Raw genomic sequence first — 18,840 nt, 5'->3', positions numbered from 1 at the left:
CTATACAATACTCTACATTACAATAAATTTCTTATCCAACTTTCTATGAACAATAATTCCTTGGTGATTCACATCAAGTAAGTACGCTTCTTGTAAATATTTTAATCCACTACTGATTTTACCTATTCCTAATTCTCCAAGTCCCATTAGATACAGACAATGAATCCTGTTCTTAAGATTCAAGTCATCTTCAAATACTAGAAAATCTGGTAAAGAAACAGCAAAATAGTCAATCTTTTTATTATTATAGATATGGTTTTCTCCATAATCGAATAACTTATTAAACATACCTTTAGCTTCACTAATTCTATTTAACTTAGCTAGAGCTAACCCTTGATAGAACATCATATCAGCAGGCTGGTCATTATAATACATAGCATCAGTAGGTTCATCTATTCCATAAGAAGCTTTATCATAACAATCTTTAGCTTTGCTCTCTTCTCCTATTTGTTCATAAGCTAGACCCATAAAATAGTATATATCATTTTCTGCTGCCGCTGGGAGTTTTCCTTCACCAAGATTATGAGGATAAACTGTACACTCTTGTAATAATTTGATAGCTGGTTCTGCCTTAGCATCAAGTATAGCTTCCTTAGCCAATTCAATACGACAACGTTTATATTGTGTAGTTACTTTTCCTTCTCCACCTTCCCAAGGATGGAACTTTCTATCAGCTATAAGTTTCAATGCCTTATTATAATCACCTATATTATTATATAAGGTAACATATTCAATAAATAGATCATCTCTCGTTTCAACAATTTCTCTATGCTTTTCAAGGAATGATAATCTCTCTTTATAAGGTTTTTGCAACTTTTTATACAATTGGTCAAGCTCAAAAAGTACTCTAGCATCAGTTTGATCTAAGTCAAAAGCTTTTTCTAGATAAAAAACACCTTTATCCATATCATTATTTTTATTCACATAAGCTAATGCCAAGTTCCTGCTAGCTATGGCAAAGGAGCTATCTTTTTCAAAACTTTCTTTCCATAGCTTAATTGCCTTTTCATACTGTTTCTTATCATATAATAGGTTAGCTAAATAATAAGGTGCTTTAGCATCTTTATCATTAATTCTCATGGCTTCCTCTAACACTAGAATAGAATCCAACCTGTTAGGAAAACAATAATCCGGTTTAATATTTGCAGCTTTTTTATAAGCTTCTACAGCTTTATCCATATTATCAAGTCTCATATAATAATATCCCATATAATAATCTATCAATGGATAACTATCTTCCTTTTCATTATATAAGGATAATATATCTATGGCATCCTCATACAATCCTCCAATACCATAATCAATAGCAAGTTCTAGATAATTATGATAATAACCTCTTAATAATTTAACGATTTTTTTATAATATTCATCTCTAAGTTCTTTTTCATCAAGTATGGCATAATTCTTATATAATTCATAAACTGCTCCAAAATCTATAGGATCAATATCTATAGTCTCTAATGCCAGTTTTATGCTAGATTCATTACGTCCCATAATTCTTAGGATAGAAGATTTTAGATTACATGCTTTAGTATTATGATAATTTCTTACAATAGATTTATCTATATGCTCTAGTCCTAACTCCCATTCTTGATTAATGCAATTTATACAAGCAATTTCATAGTAACCGCAGTCTTGCCAAGCACTATTCCATACACTTTTATAGAATGCATCATAAGCTTCACTATATCTGCCTTGTTTTTTTAATGTTAATCCTAGATTATAATATGGTTCACTATCATATGGGTTTGGATTCTTGGCGGTTACACTTTTTATAGCTCTCCTAAAATATTTCTCACTGTCAGTAAAATTTCCTCTCCTGTACATAAGCAGACCATATGCATTATTATTCCTGATATCTCCTTCATCTCTCTTAAGAGCCTCAATATAATAATCCTCTGGTTGATATGTAGCGTGGCGATACTGCTCTATATGGAGACCTGTTAAAAAAAGTTCCTCACAAGTCTTGATATCTTTTGGTTCCAATGCAGGTTTTGCAGGGTCTGGAGTCTGAAGTATTTCAGGTTTAGCTGGTCTATAACTAATTAACTCCTGTCCGTTTTTCCTACTTACGACCACTGTTAATCTGTGTTCTTCAACTTCATCCTGCAATTCAATATTTTTCTCTATGGCAGCAACAGGAGATATCTCTTCTATTAGTTGCTGATATATTAATCCATCATCAAGATATAAGCTCATAGTCAACTCTTCAAAAGCACTTGTTGTATATAAAATAACTTTTGCTATATTATTTTCTACCTCTAGGTTCAAAACAGCATCAGTGGTAGCATTCTTCACTTCCCCAACTTTTTTGTAAGGCATAAAATACTGTTTGAAAGTTTTCTCTTCTTTTGGTGCTAACCATGTAAAATCTGGTTGATTATCAGTATAGATACCAGTCATCAATTCAATATATGGTCCATCTTCATCTGTCAGATTTCTGTCCCATGCCTGACCGAAGTCTCCATTACCCCAAGTCCATTGTTTTTTACCTGGTGAGATATGATGGTCAGCTATATGAAGTATTCCTGCTTCAACTGAAAAATCATAGCCCCCTACAAAATTATAATCAGAATGATAAGCCATATAGGAAGTAGGAACTTGAAGATTCTTATACCTGGAAATATCTACTCCTTCTGAATAATCCATCTTATAATAGATTCCTGTTGCTATTGGAAATCTAGAAACATCTCTTTTACCATGATCAAAAACAGCATGAACGTCTGGAGGAAATATTGATTTTGTATAATCATTGACTTCTACCGCTGGATTAGCCCACCATAAAAAAGTCTGAGGCACTTCTGTTCTATTATATAATTGTCCTCTAACTTCAATGAAAGCTTTGTCTTTATATACTGTAAAACCAGCCATCCCTTTAGTTCCATACATACGGTCTATCTCACTAACCCAACATGTTTTACTACCATCTTCGTTTTCTTCTATCGTATACTCTATTGGAGAAAAAGTACTAGGTCTGTGATGTTGGGGCCAGTTGAATTCAATACCACCCGAGACCCAAGGTCCAGCTAATCCTACCAAAGCAGGCTTAACCACATGATTATAATAGACGAAATCATAATTATTAGTCTTATCATATGCCCTGTATATCTTCCCACCCATCTCAGGCATGATCATAACTTTTATATACTCATTCTCTAAGTATACCACCTCATAAGTTTTCATGACCTTCTCATCAATTAGCTCATCAGTAAAAGCCAAAGGATATATTTTACCTGAACTACCTTGATAAACTCTTTTTTCTAAAAACAGTGGGTTTTTATTGGGTTTACCTACTGGATATGTAGGTAATTCAATACTATCTACCCAAATCTTAGCATCCATTATATTTTTCATAAAAAACACCTTCCTTATATAGTAATTTATTTTTATAATAATTAAGTTTCAATGTTACTAATTATGAATCAACTTTCAAACTGAGCTCTATACGAAAATCAAAACTAGTATTTGGTTCTAATTTCAAGAATTTATTTTTCTCATATACATTTTTCATACTGTCATAAAAACCATTAGAAGGTTCTAATGCACAGTTATAATCACCTCTGTAGCCACCTTCTGTAACCCAAAATCCTAGATAAGGTAGTTTCGCTACATCATACTTCGTGATAAATTCAATACCTTTGCTGGGATAATATGCACCGCAAATACCATCTTTTATCTTATCTACAACATAATACTTTTCATATCTATTACTATCAGGCGATTTAACATGATCCAGTGAATAACTCTCACCTGTATCCCTTTTTGTCACAGGAAATGTATGTATCTCACCTTTTTTCCCTAAGTAATTGCTATCTATTACATTTATAACTTTTCTTGTATCTACAGGGAATTTTAATATCATATCTTCTTCACAATGTATCAAGCAATGCATTGTATAAAAACAATCAATCACTTTTGAACCAATATTTTTGATACTGTAATCAATCAATATGGAGTTTTTATCAATTCTAATAGATTTTTCATAAGTATATGGCAAAAGCTGGCTGACATAATTCAGCTTAATCTCATTACCACTTATCTTATAGTCCATGTTACTGCTCCATATTTCCCCATGGTCAGGATACTTTATTTTTTCTGAACCAAAATCTCCAAAGCCTTCTTCCACACTGGGAAAACAATCATCAAAGCCTGAGGCATCATATAATGAAAAATCATCATACATATCAGGATTCAAATATTTATCGCTCTTATTCTGAAATAACAATTCAAATTTTTTATCCTTATGATAAAAAGAGGCTATCTTCCCTCCTAATTCGGGTAATATAGTACAGCTTATAAATCTGTTACTAATATGAACACTCTTTTGATTTTTGTAAATGCTCTCATATATCTCTATCTCATCTTTCAACCAATCACCTGCCCTTACACTCTATACTAGTATTGTAATAAGAATCCATCATATTAGAAATATCATATATCAATCTAAAGATGGATTATATTACTTTTTTATTGCGAAATTAATTTTATTAATGTATACTATCTACATGAATAGAATCAAGATAGAACAAGGATTCAAGAGTGAAAAGCTCATTGTGATTCCTAAGCCAATTCTGGAAAAAGTTACTATTCACCCATTAATAAGACCTTTATATATAACAGATATTGGCTATTTTCCAGAAGCTAGACATCATTATAGAGAAAGAAAGGAAGGTTCTAATCAATATATCTTACTTTTTTGTGTTTATGGAAAGGGAAAAATATTATTTGATACAATGGACTTTACTCTAGAAAAAAATCAGCTTACTATAATAGAAGCTAATAGAAGCCATATATATTATGCTGATGAATGTGACCCATGGAGTATATATTGGATACATTTTAATGGTGATTTGAGCAATGAATATTATAACTATATCATGAAAGAAAATGAACCCCTGATTTCTTTATCTCCATTAAAACACAGTAACCTGATAAAACAGTTTGAACAGATATATTATCTTCATGAAAAAGGATATTCAATTAATAACATGATTCATATAAATAAACTGCTTGGTGTATTTCTCACAAGTATTATTCATGATGGAAAGAATAATTATGGAAATAACTGTGGGGATAGTGGTTTCATCAATCAATGTATTGAGTATATGAATGAAAATATTGATAAAAAGATAACCCTGGATGATCTTAGTAACCATCTATTTCTTAGTAAAAACTATCTAATACATGTTTTCAAAGAAAGTACCGGTTATTCTCCTATTGATTATTTCATTCACCTGAAAATGCAGAAAGCCTGCCAACTATTGGATACAACCAATAAAAGTATAAAGGAAATATCTAAAATATTAGGATACAAAGATCCATATTATTTTTCTAGAGTTTTCAAGAATACTATTTCTCTATCTCCTAATAACTATCGTAACATTAAAAAAGGTTAACTTATTACTAACAACTTAGAAAGGATAGATACATATGTACGAATATTTCACATCAGGAACATGCTCTACAAAAATAACATTTGATATTAAAGAAAATAAAGTAAGAAATGTAAAATTCACTCGAGGCTGTGCTGGTAACACATTAGGTATTAGTACTTTAATTGAAGGAATGGAAGTTGAAGAAGTTATAGAGCGTTTGGAAGGACTTCCTTGTGGTTCCAAATCCACATCATGTCCAGACCAGTTAGCACAAGCATTAAAAGAGTACAAACAAAATAACGCTTAATCAACATAATATTAGAAGCTATCCATAACTTTTGGATAGCTTTTCATTTTGAGCCCTTCATATTTCACATGTTTTCCACATCAAAAACAAAAAAATTATACTTTATGCACAAAACGCCTTGAATTATGCAAAAAAATATGTTACACTCTTTTTAACTGGTAGTGACGAGATGACATCACGTTAACACCACCTAAGGAGGAATAATATGAATAGTATCGATACGCCAATACCTCTGTATTATAAATTAAAACAAGAAATAGTACAGATGATTGAAGACGAAGAAGTAACCGCAGATGAACTAATACCTTCAGAACGTGACATGATGGAAAAATATGATATCAGTCGCACTACAGTTAGAAAAGCAATAGACGTATTAGTTAACGAAGGTTACTTGTACAAGATTCATGGTAAAGGCACATATGTAAAAGGTAAAAAATTCTCACAAGGATTATTAAAATTAACTAGCTGTACTGAAATGTTAAGAAGCAAAGGCTTCGACCCTGTATCCAAGGTTATAAAATATGATGTATATACTCCAAGCAAAAGAATAATTCATCATATGAATCTAGATAATAAGGATAAAGTATTCTATACAGAAAGAGTTAATTTAATTGAAGGTACTCCTATCAATTACACAAAATCATATATACCCTACAAATATGTACCCTCAATCGAAAACTTTAATTTTAATAATAACTCAATTTATAAAACTCTTTCAAAGGTTTATAAAATAGACATAATCGGAACTAATCGAACAATAGAAGCTGTATTACCTTCTGAAGAAATTGCAAAAGCATTAGATATAAGTCTTAACCTGCCTTTATTAAAATTTAACGGTTGGGTATATGGAAAGCATAATAGTGGCAAAATATTAGTAGAATATTTTAAAACTTATTACCGCTCAGATAGATCAAAGTTCTATATGGATTTTGTTGAATAAGTGGATACTTTCCAATTTTACTAATAACTTTCGTACCAAAATTCAATAATTGTTTTGCCCATCCCTTTGGTACGAAAGATTTTTTCAAAAAGTAGAATGGAAGTTATCATATATGTCAAAACTAATTAAAACTTATTTTAATTACTAAAAGGAGGAAGAAAATGAACTTAAAAAAGGTATTTGCAATTATGTTATGTTTAACTCTATTATTAGTGGGATGTACAAAAACTGGTGACGACAACAACAATAATAATACCGACACTGATAATAAAGATACATCAAAAGACAAAACTTTTAAAGTTGCTATGGTAACAAGTGCTGGTGGACTAGGAGATCGTTCTTATAATGACTCTGCATATGAAGGACTTAAAAAGATTGAAAAAGACTTAGAAATGGAAATTAAAGTTGTTGAACCAGCTGATGTTTCAGAAGGTGAAAAATACTTAACTGAACTTGCAAAAGCAGGTTACGATCTAGTTTGTACACTTGAATATGGACATGCTGATATTCTTAACACCGTAGCTCCTCAATTTCCAGATACAAGATTCGCAATATTCAATATAGTAGTAGACCAACCTAATGTTACTTCTGTAATTTTCAAAGAACATGAAGGCTCTTTCTTAGCTGGTGCTCTAGCCGCTATGGTTACAACTGATGAATCCATTGACAAAACAAACGATCAAAAAGTTATTAGTGCTATAGGTGGTGTGCAATCTCCTGGTATTGATAAATTTATTGTAGGATATGAGGAAGGTGCCAAATATATCGACCCGGATATCCAAGTATTAAAAGGTTATTCTAACTCATTTGGTGATCCAGCAAAAGGAAAAGAACTTGCATTAGTACAGATAGACCAAGGTTCAGATGTAGTATATCAAATAGCTGGTGGAACTGGCGAAGGTGTATTTGAAGCAGTAAAAGAAAAAAATGTTTATGCTGTAGGTGTTGACTCGGATCAAGATTATATTGTTCCTGGTAACATTCTTACAAGTATGATGAAAAGACTAGATATGGCAATGGTAATGCTTGCTGAGAAATTACAAGATGGTACTATTGGTAATGAAAATCTTTTAGAACTTGGATTAAAAGAAGGAACAGAACTAAGTCCAATGGAACATACAAAAGATATGCTGAAACCAGAATATCTTGATCAACTTGAAGAGATAAGAGAAAAAATTGCAAGTGGAGAAATCAAAGTTACTGATGTAACAAAAGAATAAAAAAAGATATCAACTAATCCTTGCCGCAATACATTTCGAGGTCTTTTATAAGGGAAAACTCCTTGAAATGTATTGTAGATTAGTTAATACCTATATAAACAAATTAAAATCATCCAAGTTTACATCATAAATAAACGAACTCGTTATGTAAAGGAGTGAATTTCCTTGTATATCATAGAAACTAAAAATCTCACAAAAAAATTTGGAGATTTTACAGCTAATAATAATATTAACCTACAAGTTAAAAAGGGTGAAATCCATGCAATTGTTGGTGAAAACGGTGCTGGAAAATCAACTCTTATGAATATGTTATATGGTTTATTACAACCCACTGAGGGTGAAATCTATATCAAAGGAAAACACGTATCAATAAATAATCCTCGTGATGCAATTAATCTTGGAATAGGTATGGTTCACCAACATTTCAAATTAGTACCTACATTTACAATCTTTGAAAATATTCTATTAGGCGATGAACTTACAAAAGGCATACGCATCAATAAGAAAAAAGAAATCAAAGTGGTAAAAGAACTAATTGATAAATATGGTTTCAATATTAATCCAAAAGATAAAATTCAGAACGTACCCATTGGAACTGAACAAAGGGTCGAAATATTAAAAATGCTTTATCGTAACGTGGATATTTTAATACTTGATGAACCAACTGCTGTACTTACTCCTCAAGAAGTTGATGAACTACTTATCAGCCTAAATGAACTCCGTGAAGCGGGCAAGACAATCATCATTATTACACATAAGCTAGGAGAAGTCAAGAGATGCTCAGACAGTGTAACAGTCATAAGAAAAGGCGGAATTATTGACAGAGTCGAAACAAAAGATGTAACAGAAAAAGACTTAGCAAAACTAATGGTTGGTAGGGATGTTCTACTACAAGTAGAAAAACCAGAAGCGGAAATTGGTGATGAACTTTTTACTGTCAATAACCTGAGCGTTACTAATAAACAGAAGGTGAAATTACTAGATAATGTAAGCTTCACTGTCAAAAGAGGAGAGATTCTTGGAGTTGCAGGAGTTGAAGGCAATGGACAATCCCAATTAATCAAAGTACTTACAGGTCTTATGAAATGCACTAATGGAAAAACAACATATAAAGATAAAGATATAACTAATTATCCATCTGAAAAAATTAGAAAATTAGGAATTGGTATTATTCCAGAAGATAGATATAAACATGGTCTATGTAGAAATATGAAAATATCAGAAAACCTTATGGCTGGTTATCATGATACTAATAAATTCGGTTCTACTTATCATTATAACTATAAGAAAATAAGGAATAATCGTGACGAATTGATAAATGATTTTGATATACGTGTGGGTTCAAAAGATGGTAATGTTGGTCAACTATCTGGCGGAAATGCACAAAAAGTAATAATTGCAAGAGAATTATCTATGAATCCTGATCTAGTTATTGCCAGTCAGCCTACTCGTGGAGTTGATATAGGTTCCATCGAGTTTATTCATAAACAACTCATCAATATCCGAAATGATAATAAAGCTGTACTAGTTGTATCATCCGAATTATCAGAGGTCATGAGTCTTAGTGATAGAATAATCGTTATGTACAAAGGCAGTATTATAGGAGAAGTCAATGCTAAAGAGACAACAAAAGAAGAACTAGGATACCTTATGGCCGGAATAACAGATAGAAAAGAGGTAGAGAATAATGGCTAAAATTAATTACAGACAAATTTCAAAGAAAGTTTTTTATCTAGTCTTACCTGTTATTTTTGCCTTTTTAGTAGGAGCTATTTTAATCGTTGTTTCTGGACACAATCCAATAGAAGCTTATGGCGCTATGTTTAGAGGTGCTTTAGTTGGTAAAAGCGCTCTTTACAATACCCTATTCAGTTCTACTCCTATTATTGTAACAGGTCTTGCTATAGCGGTTGCTTTCAAAGCGAATCTATTCAATATGGGTGTTGAAGGTCAAATGTATCTAGGAGCATTTGCCGCTGCTTATGTAGGCTTCACATTGAAAGGACTACCACCTGTACTTCATGTCCTTTTATGTATACTTGCCGCAATTGTAGTTGGTGGACTCTTTGCTCTTATCCCTGGAGTATTAAAAGGCAGATTCAACGTAAATGAAATGGTTGTTACTATCATGTTGAACTATGTAGCAATATTGTTGACTGATTATTTAACCAACTTCGTATTCTATTCTGGAGAAGGTTATGCCGCTACATACCCTATAGAACAAAGTGCTTATCTTCCCCGTTTTATGAAAACATCTCAATTAAACTGGGCATTCATCATTGCTCTTATCATGGTATGTATAGTCTATTATATATTCAAATATACAAAACTCGGTTTTGAAATAAAAGCTATCGGTCACAATGTAAGTTTTTCTGAAGCTACTGGTATGAATACTAGGAATAAAGCAATCATCATCATGGTAGTTAGTGGAATGCTTGCAGGTATTGCTGGTGCTGGGGAAGTTCTAGGTGTTCATCATAGATTCATAGCTGGATTCTCACCTGGGTATGGATGGGACGGTATGACCATCGCACTACTTGGTAAAAATAATCCAATTGGTATATTAATAGCCGCACTATTTTTTGGAATACTAAAGAATGGCGGAAGTACTATGGAACTAATGGTTGGTGTACCAAGATCACTTATCAGTATAATTCAAGGTTTAATTATATTCTTCCTAGCTGTAGATTATTTAAATACAGAATTCAGTTTCATGTCAAGGCTCAAGCTTATGTTTAGAAGGAAAGTGAGGGGTTAGTATGTTAGAAGCTATATTACACACATCATTAAGAATGGCAACACCTATAGTGTTAGCTGCACTTGGAGGACTATTTACACATAAAGCTAATGTTCTTAATATTGCATTAGAAGGCATGATGCTTATTGGCGCTTTTGCCGGCGTACTAGCCAGCTTTGCTACTGGAAATATCTTTATTGCTATAATTGCAGCCATATTCGCTTCCATGTTGTTTGCATTACTCTTCAATGTATTTGGTATTACTTTGAAAGGTAACTTCATAATTACAGGTCTTGCAGTTAATATTTTTGCAGCCGGCTTAACATCCTTTATCTTACAAGTTGCTTTTGGTAGAAGAGGTGTTTTCTCTGACCCCAAAATAGTAGGTACAACTCCTGTTCATATTGATTTTTTGGACAAAATACCTTTTATCGGACCTATTATCAATGACCATTCACCTATGGTTTATGCAAGTATACTTATTGCGGTAGGTGTATATTTTGTACTCAATCATACAAAATATGGAATCTATGTCAGAGCTGTTGGCGAAAATGAAGAAGCTGCCAAAGCCATTGGAATTAAAGTTAATCGTATTAAGTACTCTACTGTTTATATAAGTGCAGCCCTCTGTGCATTAGCTGGTGTTAATCTATCCCTTGGAAATCTTACCATGTTTGTGGAGAATATGACTAATGGACGTGGATTCATAGCACTTGCAGCTATATTCTGTGGAAGAGGTACCACTCTTGGTACTTATGTATTTAGTTTCTTATTTGGTTTTGCCGATTCAATTCAACTTAGATTACAGAATCTAAATATTCCAGGAACTTTCGTACAGATGATACCTTTTATATTTATTGTAGTTGTATTATCAATAGTTGGTGCTATCAGGATGATTGGTAACTTAGATAGGGGGATAAAAGATGAATAAAAAAGCAGCATTGCTTATAGTTGATATGCTTTATGATTTTGCGCACCCAGATGGAAAAGTATTTTATCCTCAGAATCAAGAAATTCTACCTAGAATTCGAGAGGTAATAGACCACTGCAGGGAAAAAAATATATTGATTATTTTTGCTAGGCATTATCATAGAAAATATCTATTTGATAAAGAATTAGGTTCTGGTAGAAGGGTTAATTGCCTAGAAGGTTCTGGCGGTGAAAATATCATGCCTGAACTTGGGTATCAAGAAAAAACTGATTATATTGTTAATAAAAGAAGATATAATTCCTTTTGCGGTACTGACCTTGATCTTATTCTTAGAGAACATGATATAAGAAACCTTCTTATCTGCGGTACAAAAACCAATTGTTGTATTCGTGCAACTGTAGAAGGAGCATATCATTTAGACTATAATCCAATTGTTATAAAAGAGTGTGTTGCAACCAATGATGAAGTTGTCAATAACGTTCACTTAGCAGATATTGAGAAATACTTAGGTAGCGTTATTACAATGAATAAACTATATGAGAAGCTAGATGGTGGTGAATTCAATGACTAAAGATATAGACTTTATAGCAGTTGGCTATCCAAGCCTAGACAGAATAATCAAAACAGGTGATTCTATTTCTATCGGAAAAACTTCTATAATTCAAAATGCTGATAACAGCAAAATATATTATGGTGGATGCAATGTGAACATAGCCTATACTTGTGCTAAGTTATCATTAAAATCAATGTTGATGATGCGTGTTGGTAATGATTTTGAATCTACTGGATATAGAGATTTTCTGCACAATGTCCATATCTGTTTAGACGGTGTAGAAGTTATAGAAGAAGATGTAACCTCTAACTCTTATCTTATAGAAAATAATATGGGTAATCATATAACACTATTCTATCCAGGTGCTATGTCTGATAAATACCCTATTCACATTGATAAAGAGATTATAAAAAGATCTAAATACGGTGTAATTACAGTTGGAAATCTTCAATACAATATGGCTTTCGCTGAAGCTTGTGTGAAAGAAGATGTACCAATTATATTTGGTATGAAATGTGATTTTGATGCCTTCCCAAAGGATATCCTGAAACACATACTTAATTATTCTACGATAATCTTTATGAATGAAGGTGAAAAAGAAGAGATTAAGAAGCTGTTTGGTCTTAATGATATTTGTGAGCTATTTGATAATGGTCGGTGTAAATGTTTAGTTATTACACAAGGTGAAAAAGGCAGCCTTATCATATGCAAACATAATGATAGAATTCTAAAAAAAGCAATCCCAATTGCGAGGACTGATAAAGTTGTAGATACCTCAGGTGTTGGTGATGCATATATATCAGGTTTCATATATGGATTAATCAATGATATGTCCTATATTGATTGTGGAAAAACCGGAGCTACCGTTGCTTCATTTATAATAGAAGAAATGGGATGCCTAGGTAATGTGCCTACAAAAGAGCAACTAAAAGAACGTTTTGATTTTAATTTCAATTAATAACTATAGATTATTGACAATAGAAAGGAATTGGCATAAATGGAAAAGACTTTATATCTGAAATCAACAGATAAAGATATCAGCAAATACGTCGTTTTTTCTGGCGACCCAAGAAGAGTCGAAAAAATAATAAGCTTTATGGATGATGTTAAAGAAATAGCAGTAAGTAGAGAGTTTCACTCTTATACAGGTTTTTATAATGGTGTGAAGATAACAATAAGTTCAACAGGTATTGGAGGTCCTTCAGCTGCCATTGCAATGGAAGAAATGTATGAATGTGGTATGGAAGTTGCCGTACGTTTAGGAACTGTAATGGGACTTAGAGATGACCTATTAGGTAAATTCATTATACCTGTTGGTGCTATGCGTGAAGATGGAACAACAACAACATATGTTGACAAATCTTATCCCGCAATAGCTGATTTTGAACTCCTTCAATACATGAATAAAAGCGCAGAAGATAATGGCTTTGGTTATGATAATTCCATTATATGCAGTTATGACGGTTTCTACAGTCAGATGAGGGAATCTAGATTATCCAATAAGCTTGAAATGTCTATCGTAGAGGATATTCAAGAACTTAAGAAGTTCAACATTGGCGGAATTGATATGGAAAGCAGTACTATTCTTACTCTAGCACGTCTTATGGGTATCAAAGGATGTGTTGTGACTATGACAACTGTTCTTGAAAATCTAAAGAACTACTTAAAAGGTGGTAATAGACAAAAAGCTGAAGAAGAAGATCTTGTACGTGTAGTACTTGATGGAATTGTTTTATATGATAAGACAAAAGCATAGATAATTATATTATAACGTAGACATTCAATGTAATAGAATCAAGGAAATATAAAATAGATATTCCTAGATAAGAAAGGAAGATGAAATATGAGTTGGTGTGAAGAACTATTTGGAACAAAGAAACCTATAATTGGTATGGTACATCTAAAAGCTTTACCAGGTACTGCTAATTTTGATGGTGATATGGAGAAAGTATATGATTTAGCAATAAAAGATGCAAAAGCTCTAGAAGAAGGTGGAGTCAATGGCATAATGGTAGAAAATGACGGCGATATGCCTTTTAGTCATTTACTTACTATTGAGCAAACTGCCGCTCTTGCAGCATTAACAGCTGTTATTAAGGAACATACTAATGTACCTATTGGTGTAGATGCCGCTTTTAGTGATTATAAAAGTGCTCTTGCTTGTGCAAAAGGGGCTAGAGCTGATTTTATCCGTTTACCTGTTTTTGTAGATACTGTTGTCAGTTTTAATGGAGTGATGGAAGCTTGTAGTGGAGAAGCTCTAAAATATAGAAAAGCTATTAATGCAACTGAAGTTAGAATAATAGCTGATGTACAGGTAAAATATACTCATATGTTAAACCCAAATATCACCCTTGAAGAATCTGCTGTATGGGCAAGTGCTTGTGGTGCTGATGGAGTTATCGTAACCGGTTCACATACTGGCGGAGAAACTCCTCTTGATGCAGTTAAAAGAGTTAAAAGCAAAGTGAAAATTCCAGTATTCATCGGTAGTGGTGTTACAACTGATAATGCTGATGATCAGTTAAATATTGCTGATGGAGCTATTGTTGGATCAAGTCTTAAGACTGATGGAGTTATTGATGCTGATAAAGTTAGAGAATTAATGAATAAAATAGAGCAGTAATATATATGTGTGTGCTTCCGTAGGTTAATATATATACAAAACAGCTCATGTTAAATATAAGAAGAAAAGCTAAGTTCGCTCCAATTAATATTACTAAACCTTAACAACTCCTTCGTCAAACAGTTAAGGTTCTTAACGTAATATTAATTTCCGCTCACTAAGATTTTCTAACTTATATTTAAAAATCGCTTTATTTGTATATATATTACCTACTGGGCTACTTTAGATTTGAATTTATTATATATAATATTAGTTCATAAAAATATAAAAATAATTTTAATTAATATAAGGAGAGTGACTGAAGATGATGAGACCTATGAAATTAGGTGGAGAGCAATTGATGTTCGGGCAAGGTGTTCTTGAACATTTGAAGACTATAGATGGTAAGAAGGCTGTGATTGTTACAAGTGGTGATTATTTGATTATTAGCGGTCATATGGCTAAAATTCAAGGTTATTTGAAAGATGCTGGTATTGAGTCAATAGTTATTGATGATGTTGAGCCAGATCCATCTTTTGAAACAATCGATAGAGGTGCCAAGAAAATGCTGGAATATGGTCCTGATTGGATTGTTGGTGTTGGTGGAGGTTCTGCTATGGACGCTGCCAAGGCTATGTGGGTGATCTATGAGCATCCAGAGATTGATAGCATAGATAAATTTGAAGCTAAGCACAATAATATGCCTCCACTTAGAAATAAAGCTAGAATGATAGCTATTCCAACTACTAGTGGTACTGCAAGTGAGGTTAGTCGTTCTGTAGTTATAACTAATACAGAGACTCATAAAAAATCTGGTGCAAGTGATATGAAAATGATACCTGATGTAGTAATACTTGAGCCTGATATCACTGCTTCTATGCCTCCAAAACTTACTGCGGCAACTGGTATGGATGCTCTTACACATGCAATAGAAGCTTATACTTCAACAAGAGCCAATATGATATCTGATGTCCTAGCTGAAAAATCAGTAGCTATGATAATGGATAACCTTGTAACCGCTTATAATACTGGTGATGATTTGACTGCAAGAGAAAATATGCTTGTTGCATCATGCCTTGCAGGTATGGCATTTACTAATGTATCCCTTGGGATAGTACATAGTATTGCTCATACTGTTGGAGGATTATTTGGTATTCCTCACGGTTTAGCTGATGCTATAGTTCTTCCTTATGTCATTGAATTCAACATGACAGATGATAAAGCTAAAGAACGATATAATGACCTTGCTAAGAAAATCGATAAAGATTCATTATTAGATGCGGTAAAAGAAATTAATGATAAATTAGATATACCGATATCTCTAAAAGAAGTTATCAACGATGATAAATCATTCAATGACCAATTAGAAGATATTGCAAAATTATCAATTGCAGATGGATGTACTAAAACTAACCCAATCGTTCCAGATGTGAATGAAATGAAAGCATTGATTTCAAAAATATATAATGGAGGTACAACTAATGAGCGTTAAAATAATTGGTTACTTATCTTTTGGTTATCCAACAATAGAAAAAAGTATAGAAAGAGCAGATATCTATACCAAGGCTGGATGTGATTTTCTAGAAGTCGATTTTCCTACTGACAACGCATATCTAGATAGTGACTTCATCGGCGGTAGAATGAAATCAGCCATGGAAGCTTGTGATGATTTCGATAAATATTTTGATGGCATCAAAACTCTAAAAGAAAAACATCCCGATACACCAATAATCCTATTAGCTTATGAACATACCATAAAAGCCATTGGTGTAGAGAAATTCATCAACCGCTGTAAAGAACTAGAAACATATGACTTAATTATGGTTGGTCTCGAAAACGAAGATATCAAGAACCAATTGATTAACGAAGGTATAAAAATATCCTGCTGGGTTCCTTTTGACTTACCCGAAGAAAACGTTACTAGCGCAGTAGCTTCCAACGGTTTCGTTTATCTACAATCCAAATCAGGCGGTACAGAAAAAGAAGGCTATGAAACACTCGATAAATGCGTAGAATACCTAAGAGAAAAAGGTATCAAAAATCCTATCTACTGCGGAGTCGGTGTCTCAACTCGTGAAGATATCATTAGAATTGAAAAAGCAGGAGCTGACGCAGCCTTCATAGGAAGTGCTCTTTTAAAACAAGAAACTGACGAAGATATTATGACTTACATTCAATCTTTAAAGAGCTAAAACCTACTATAGTACCTAATTAAGCTTTACTCAAATCAAACTATAAATAGCCATAAGTCATTTTAATCAGAAGAAAAAATGTTTTGTGATAACATGCACGGTACTTAAAGCAAAAGAGTATATGTATATGTGGAGTAGTGAGGCAGGACGCCGAACCCAGCTATTTACTCAGGACGAGTAATTTTGCTGGCGTAACATATACATATACTCTTTTGCAAAAACCAAGTCCGAACAAAACACTTTTTTCTGACTTACCTGTTATATTTTTTTAAAATAGTATACTTAAATGCCTCATCTATTTTCAACCTCATAAATATCTGATATACTATATGTCATCAAGAACATTGTGAGGCGAAAAAGTAATGTTAGATTGGATTGAACTTGAAAAATCATGCAATAATTGTACGAGATGTGACTTGTATAAAACAAGGCATAACATGGTATTTGGAAAAGGAAATATTAATACTGATTTAATGTTTATTGGTGAAGGTCCCGGTGAGCAAGAGGATTTAACCGGAACCCCCTTCGTTGGAAAATCAGGTCAACTTTTTGATAAAATCCTAAAAGCAGTAGATATAACTAGAGAAGAAATATACATAGCCAATATTGTAAAATGCAGGCCCCCTAGAAATAGGAATCCCCTTGAAAATGAGAAAAATGCATGCTTACCATATTTAAGACACCAAGTTAAACTTATTCAGCCTAAAATAATTGTATGCCTTGGACGAGTATCCGCTCAATGTATCATAAATAAAAGTTTTAGGATTACAAGAGAACACGGAACATGGGTTGACAGAAAAGGCTATCATTTAATTGCAACATATCACCCTTCTGCTCTATTACGTGACCCATCCAAAAAAAGAGATGCTTGGGAAGATTTCAAGAAAATCAAAGAAAAATATGCTGAATTAATTAAATAATATAAACAAAGATCAAAAAGGGACTGTCATCATTAAGACAGTCCCTATAATTTATCTCGTCAGTTATACTAACAAATATCTAATCCATCATATGCAACTACAACTTTATATCTACTTTCATCAAAAGTATCTTGAAGCTCTTGATGCATCAAATCATGTGAATGGCTCATATGGGTGGCATATATCTTAGTATTTTCATCTATGAAATTCCTTTTCTTGAACTCATCAAGCATTTCTAAATACCCTTTTATATCCAAATGTGAACCCGCTCTTTTACCTTTGTTCTTACTATCAGTTGTACAACATTCCATTATTACATAGTCCATTTTGCCTTCTAGATGGTCAAATGTTTCATCTGGATAATATCCTGTATCAGATGCGTATAATACCTTAACACCATTTTTTAATGTGAAAATATAGTTTATACTCTTTTCTCCTTCACCATATGCATCATGATTACCTTTTAATGTATAGATTTTCATATCTCCTACTTCATAATTCTCAAAATAATCTAAAGGGATAAAATTAACATACTGAGACTCTGTAGACCCCTTGAATGGGCTAGTCCTCATTGCTGCATATAATTTTTCCATATATCCATAAGCTGGCTTACTTATATAGACATTTAATTTATCTCTACCATTAGCCCCTCCGTTTTTATGGGCATGAGAGATATTCAATAACTCATTTAGACTAAAATGATCTTCATGGCTATGTGTTATAAATATATTTCGTAATTTAAATAACTCCAAATTAAACTTCTGAGATTGAGCATTAATATCTTGTCCAATATCTATTAAATTATTTTCATCAAGAAGAAAAGATGCTCTCATCCTAATATCTTTCCCTTGTCTTTTCCTAGCTTCCATACAATGAGCGCATTGGCAATGCAGATTAGGAATTGAATCAGCTGCTGATGTACCTAAAAATTTCATATATGATACCTCCTATGTTGTAATAATATTATGAAACACTAATCTAATATTTTATTTAATTTATCCTCTAATTGTTTTACACCAGTTTTTATCACATCTGGAGTATTATTTTTGCTAAGCTCCAA

General features: G+C 32.7%; 17 protein-coding genes. 14 read left to right on the top strand and 3 right to left on the bottom strand.

The window, feature by feature from the left end; genetic code table 11:
* Nucleotides 1-12: 12 nt before the first annotated feature.
* Together ACX6CF_RS05310 and ACX6CF_RS05305 are read right to left on the bottom strand one after the other, a co-directional pair.
* Nucleotides 13-3,354 carry a DUF5107 domain-containing protein gene (locus ACX6CF_RS05310; protein WP_458784266.1) on the bottom strand — a complete coding sequence of 1,114 codons (3,342 nt, stop codon included), beginning with the start codon at nt 3,352-3,354 and terminating at the stop codon, nt 13-15.
* A 61-nt stretch (nt 3,355-3,415) separates the two neighbouring features.
* Nucleotides 3,416-4,369 carry a DUF5107 domain-containing protein gene (locus ACX6CF_RS05305; RefSeq protein WP_458784265.1) on the bottom strand — a complete coding sequence of 318 codons (954 nt, stop codon included), beginning with the start codon at nt 4,367-4,369 and terminating at the stop codon, nt 3,416-3,418.
* 136 nt (nt 4,370-4,505) lie between these two features.
* Between ACX6CF_RS05305 and ACX6CF_RS05300 the strand changes: the two genes are divergently transcribed.
* The 14 genes from ACX6CF_RS05300 (at nt 4,506) to ACX6CF_RS05235 (ending at nt 17,780) form a co-directional block, all read left to right on the top strand.
* Nucleotides 4,506-5,396: an AraC family transcriptional regulator gene (locus tag ACX6CF_RS05300; protein WP_458784264.1), complete on the top strand. Its 891-nt coding sequence runs from the start codon at nt 4,506-4,508 to the stop codon at nt 5,394-5,396.
* A gap of 34 nt (nt 5,397-5,430) precedes the next feature.
* Nucleotides 5,431-5,682 carry a TIGR03905 family TSCPD domain-containing protein gene (locus ACX6CF_RS05295; RefSeq protein ID WP_458784263.1) on the top strand — a complete coding sequence of 84 codons (252 nt, stop codon included), beginning with the start codon at nt 5,431-5,433 and terminating at the stop codon, nt 5,680-5,682.
* 205 nt (nt 5,683-5,887) lie between these two features.
* Nucleotides 5,888-6,622, top strand: a complete 735-nt coding sequence (locus ACX6CF_RS05290) for a GntR family transcriptional regulator (RefSeq protein ID WP_458784262.1) — start codon at nt 5,888-5,890, stop codon at nt 6,620-6,622.
* A 161-nt stretch (nt 6,623-6,783) separates the two neighbouring features.
* The gene (locus tag ACX6CF_RS05285) at nt 6,784-7,842 is read left to right on the top strand and encodes a BMP family lipoprotein (protein WP_458784261.1); all 1,059 of its coding nucleotides are present in this window, start codon (nt 6,784-6,786) and stop codon (nt 7,840-7,842) included.
* Nucleotides 7,843-8,007: 165 nt separating this feature from the next.
* Nucleotides 8,008-9,537 (top strand): ABC transporter ATP-binding protein, encoded by a 1,530-nt coding sequence (locus ACX6CF_RS05280; RefSeq protein WP_458784260.1) that lies wholly within the window; start codon nt 8,008-8,010, stop codon nt 9,535-9,537.
* A complete protein-coding gene (locus ACX6CF_RS05275) occupies nt 9,530-10,600 on the top strand; it encodes an ABC transporter permease (RefSeq protein WP_458784259.1) in 1,071 nt (356 codons plus the stop codon). The genes ACX6CF_RS05280 and ACX6CF_RS05275 overlap by 8 nt, the downstream gene beginning before the upstream one ends.
* A 1-nt stretch (nt 10,601) precedes the next feature.
* Complete coding sequence (locus ACX6CF_RS05270) at nt 10,602-11,510, top strand: ABC transporter permease (RefSeq protein ID WP_458784258.1); 909 nt, start codon at nt 10,602-10,604, stop codon at nt 11,508-11,510.
* Nucleotides 11,503-12,081 (top strand): cysteine hydrolase family protein, encoded by a 579-nt coding sequence (locus ACX6CF_RS05265; RefSeq protein ID WP_458784257.1) that lies wholly within the window; start codon nt 11,503-11,505, stop codon nt 12,079-12,081. Before ACX6CF_RS05270 ends, ACX6CF_RS05265 begins: the two co-directional genes overlap by 8 nt.
* Complete coding sequence (locus tag ACX6CF_RS05260) at nt 12,074-13,021, top strand: carbohydrate kinase family protein (RefSeq protein ID WP_458784256.1); 948 nt, start codon at nt 12,074-12,076, stop codon at nt 13,019-13,021. Before ACX6CF_RS05265 ends, ACX6CF_RS05260 begins: the two co-directional genes overlap by 8 nt.
* Nucleotides 13,022-13,060: 39 nt before the next feature.
* Nucleotides 13,061-13,819: a nucleoside phosphorylase gene (locus ACX6CF_RS05255; RefSeq protein ID WP_458784255.1), complete on the top strand. Its 759-nt coding sequence runs from the start codon at nt 13,061-13,063 to the stop codon at nt 13,817-13,819.
* A gap of 87 nt (nt 13,820-13,906) precedes the next feature.
* Nucleotides 13,907-14,689 carry a BtpA/SgcQ family protein gene (locus ACX6CF_RS05250; protein WP_458784254.1) on the top strand — a complete coding sequence of 261 codons (783 nt, stop codon included), beginning with the start codon at nt 13,907-13,909 and terminating at the stop codon, nt 14,687-14,689.
* Nucleotides 14,690-14,993: 304 nt separating this feature from the next.
* Nucleotides 14,994-16,160 (top strand): iron-containing alcohol dehydrogenase, encoded by a 1,167-nt coding sequence (locus ACX6CF_RS05245; RefSeq protein ID WP_458784253.1) that lies wholly within the window; start codon nt 14,994-14,996, stop codon nt 16,158-16,160.
* Complete coding sequence (trpA, locus tag ACX6CF_RS05240) at nt 16,150-16,860, top strand: tryptophan synthase subunit alpha (RefSeq protein WP_458784252.1); 711 nt, start codon at nt 16,150-16,152, stop codon at nt 16,858-16,860. The genes ACX6CF_RS05245 and trpA overlap by 11 nt, the downstream gene beginning before the upstream one ends.
* 362 nt (nt 16,861-17,222) lie before the next feature.
* Entirely contained in the window at nt 17,223-17,780 is a 558-nt protein-coding gene (locus tag ACX6CF_RS05235; protein ID WP_458784251.1) for a uracil-DNA glycosylase, read from the top strand.
* A 68-nt stretch (nt 17,781-17,848) separates the two neighbouring features.
* On the opposite strand, the gene ACX6CF_RS05230 is transcribed toward ACX6CF_RS05235, so the two are convergent.
* The gene (locus ACX6CF_RS05230) at nt 17,849-18,715 is read right to left on the bottom strand and encodes an MBL fold metallo-hydrolase (protein ID WP_458784250.1); all 867 of its coding nucleotides are present in this window, start codon (nt 18,713-18,715) and stop codon (nt 17,849-17,851) included.
* Nucleotides 18,716-18,840: the final 125 nt, after the last annotated feature.

It is taken from the genome of Vallitalea sediminicola, from assembly GCF_054408565.1.
This window is presented reverse-complemented; position numbering and strand designations above follow the sequence as displayed.

Excerpts from the sequence above, each read along its gene's own strand:
- ACX6CF_RS05310 (WP_458784266.1), bottom strand. The coding sequence starts at position 3,354 with ATGAAAAATATAATGGATGCTAAGATTTGGGTAGATAGTATTGAATTA.
- ACX6CF_RS05300 (WP_458784264.1), top strand. The coding sequence starts at position 4,506 with ATGAATAGAATCAAGATAGAACAAGGATTCAAGAGTGAAAAGCTCATT.
- ACX6CF_RS05295 (WP_458784263.1), top strand. The coding sequence starts at position 5,431 with ATGTACGAATATTTCACATCAGGAACATGCTCTACAAAAATAACATTT.
- ACX6CF_RS05290 (WP_458784262.1), top strand. The coding sequence starts at position 5,888 with ATGAATAGTATCGATACGCCAATACCTCTGTATTATAAATTAAAACAA.
- ACX6CF_RS05285 (WP_458784261.1), top strand. The coding sequence starts at position 6,784 with ATGAACTTAAAAAAGGTATTTGCAATTATGTTATGTTTAACTCTATTA.
- ACX6CF_RS05275 (WP_458784259.1), top strand. The coding sequence starts at position 9,530 with ATGGCTAAAATTAATTACAGACAAATTTCAAAGAAAGTTTTTTATCTA.
- ACX6CF_RS05270 (WP_458784258.1), top strand. The coding sequence starts at position 10,602 with ATGTTAGAAGCTATATTACACACATCATTAAGAATGGCAACACCTATA.
- ACX6CF_RS05265 (WP_458784257.1), top strand. The coding sequence starts at position 11,503 with ATGAATAAAAAAGCAGCATTGCTTATAGTTGATATGCTTTATGATTTT.
- ACX6CF_RS05260 (WP_458784256.1), top strand. The coding sequence starts at position 12,074 with ATGACTAAAGATATAGACTTTATAGCAGTTGGCTATCCAAGCCTAGAC.
- ACX6CF_RS05255 (WP_458784255.1), top strand. The coding sequence starts at position 13,061 with ATGGAAAAGACTTTATATCTGAAATCAACAGATAAAGATATCAGCAAA.
- ACX6CF_RS05250 (WP_458784254.1), top strand. The coding sequence starts at position 13,907 with ATGAGTTGGTGTGAAGAACTATTTGGAACAAAGAAACCTATAATTGGT.
- ACX6CF_RS05245 (WP_458784253.1), top strand. The coding sequence starts at position 14,994 with ATGATGAGACCTATGAAATTAGGTGGAGAGCAATTGATGTTCGGGCAA.
- trpA (WP_458784252.1), top strand. The coding sequence starts at position 16,150 with ATGAGCGTTAAAATAATTGGTTACTTATCTTTTGGTTATCCAACAATA.
- ACX6CF_RS05235 (WP_458784251.1), top strand. The coding sequence starts at position 17,223 with ATGTTAGATTGGATTGAACTTGAAAAATCATGCAATAATTGTACGAGA.
- ACX6CF_RS05230 (WP_458784250.1), bottom strand. The coding sequence starts at position 18,715 with ATGAAATTTTTAGGTACATCAGCAGCTGATTCAATTCCTAATCTGCAT.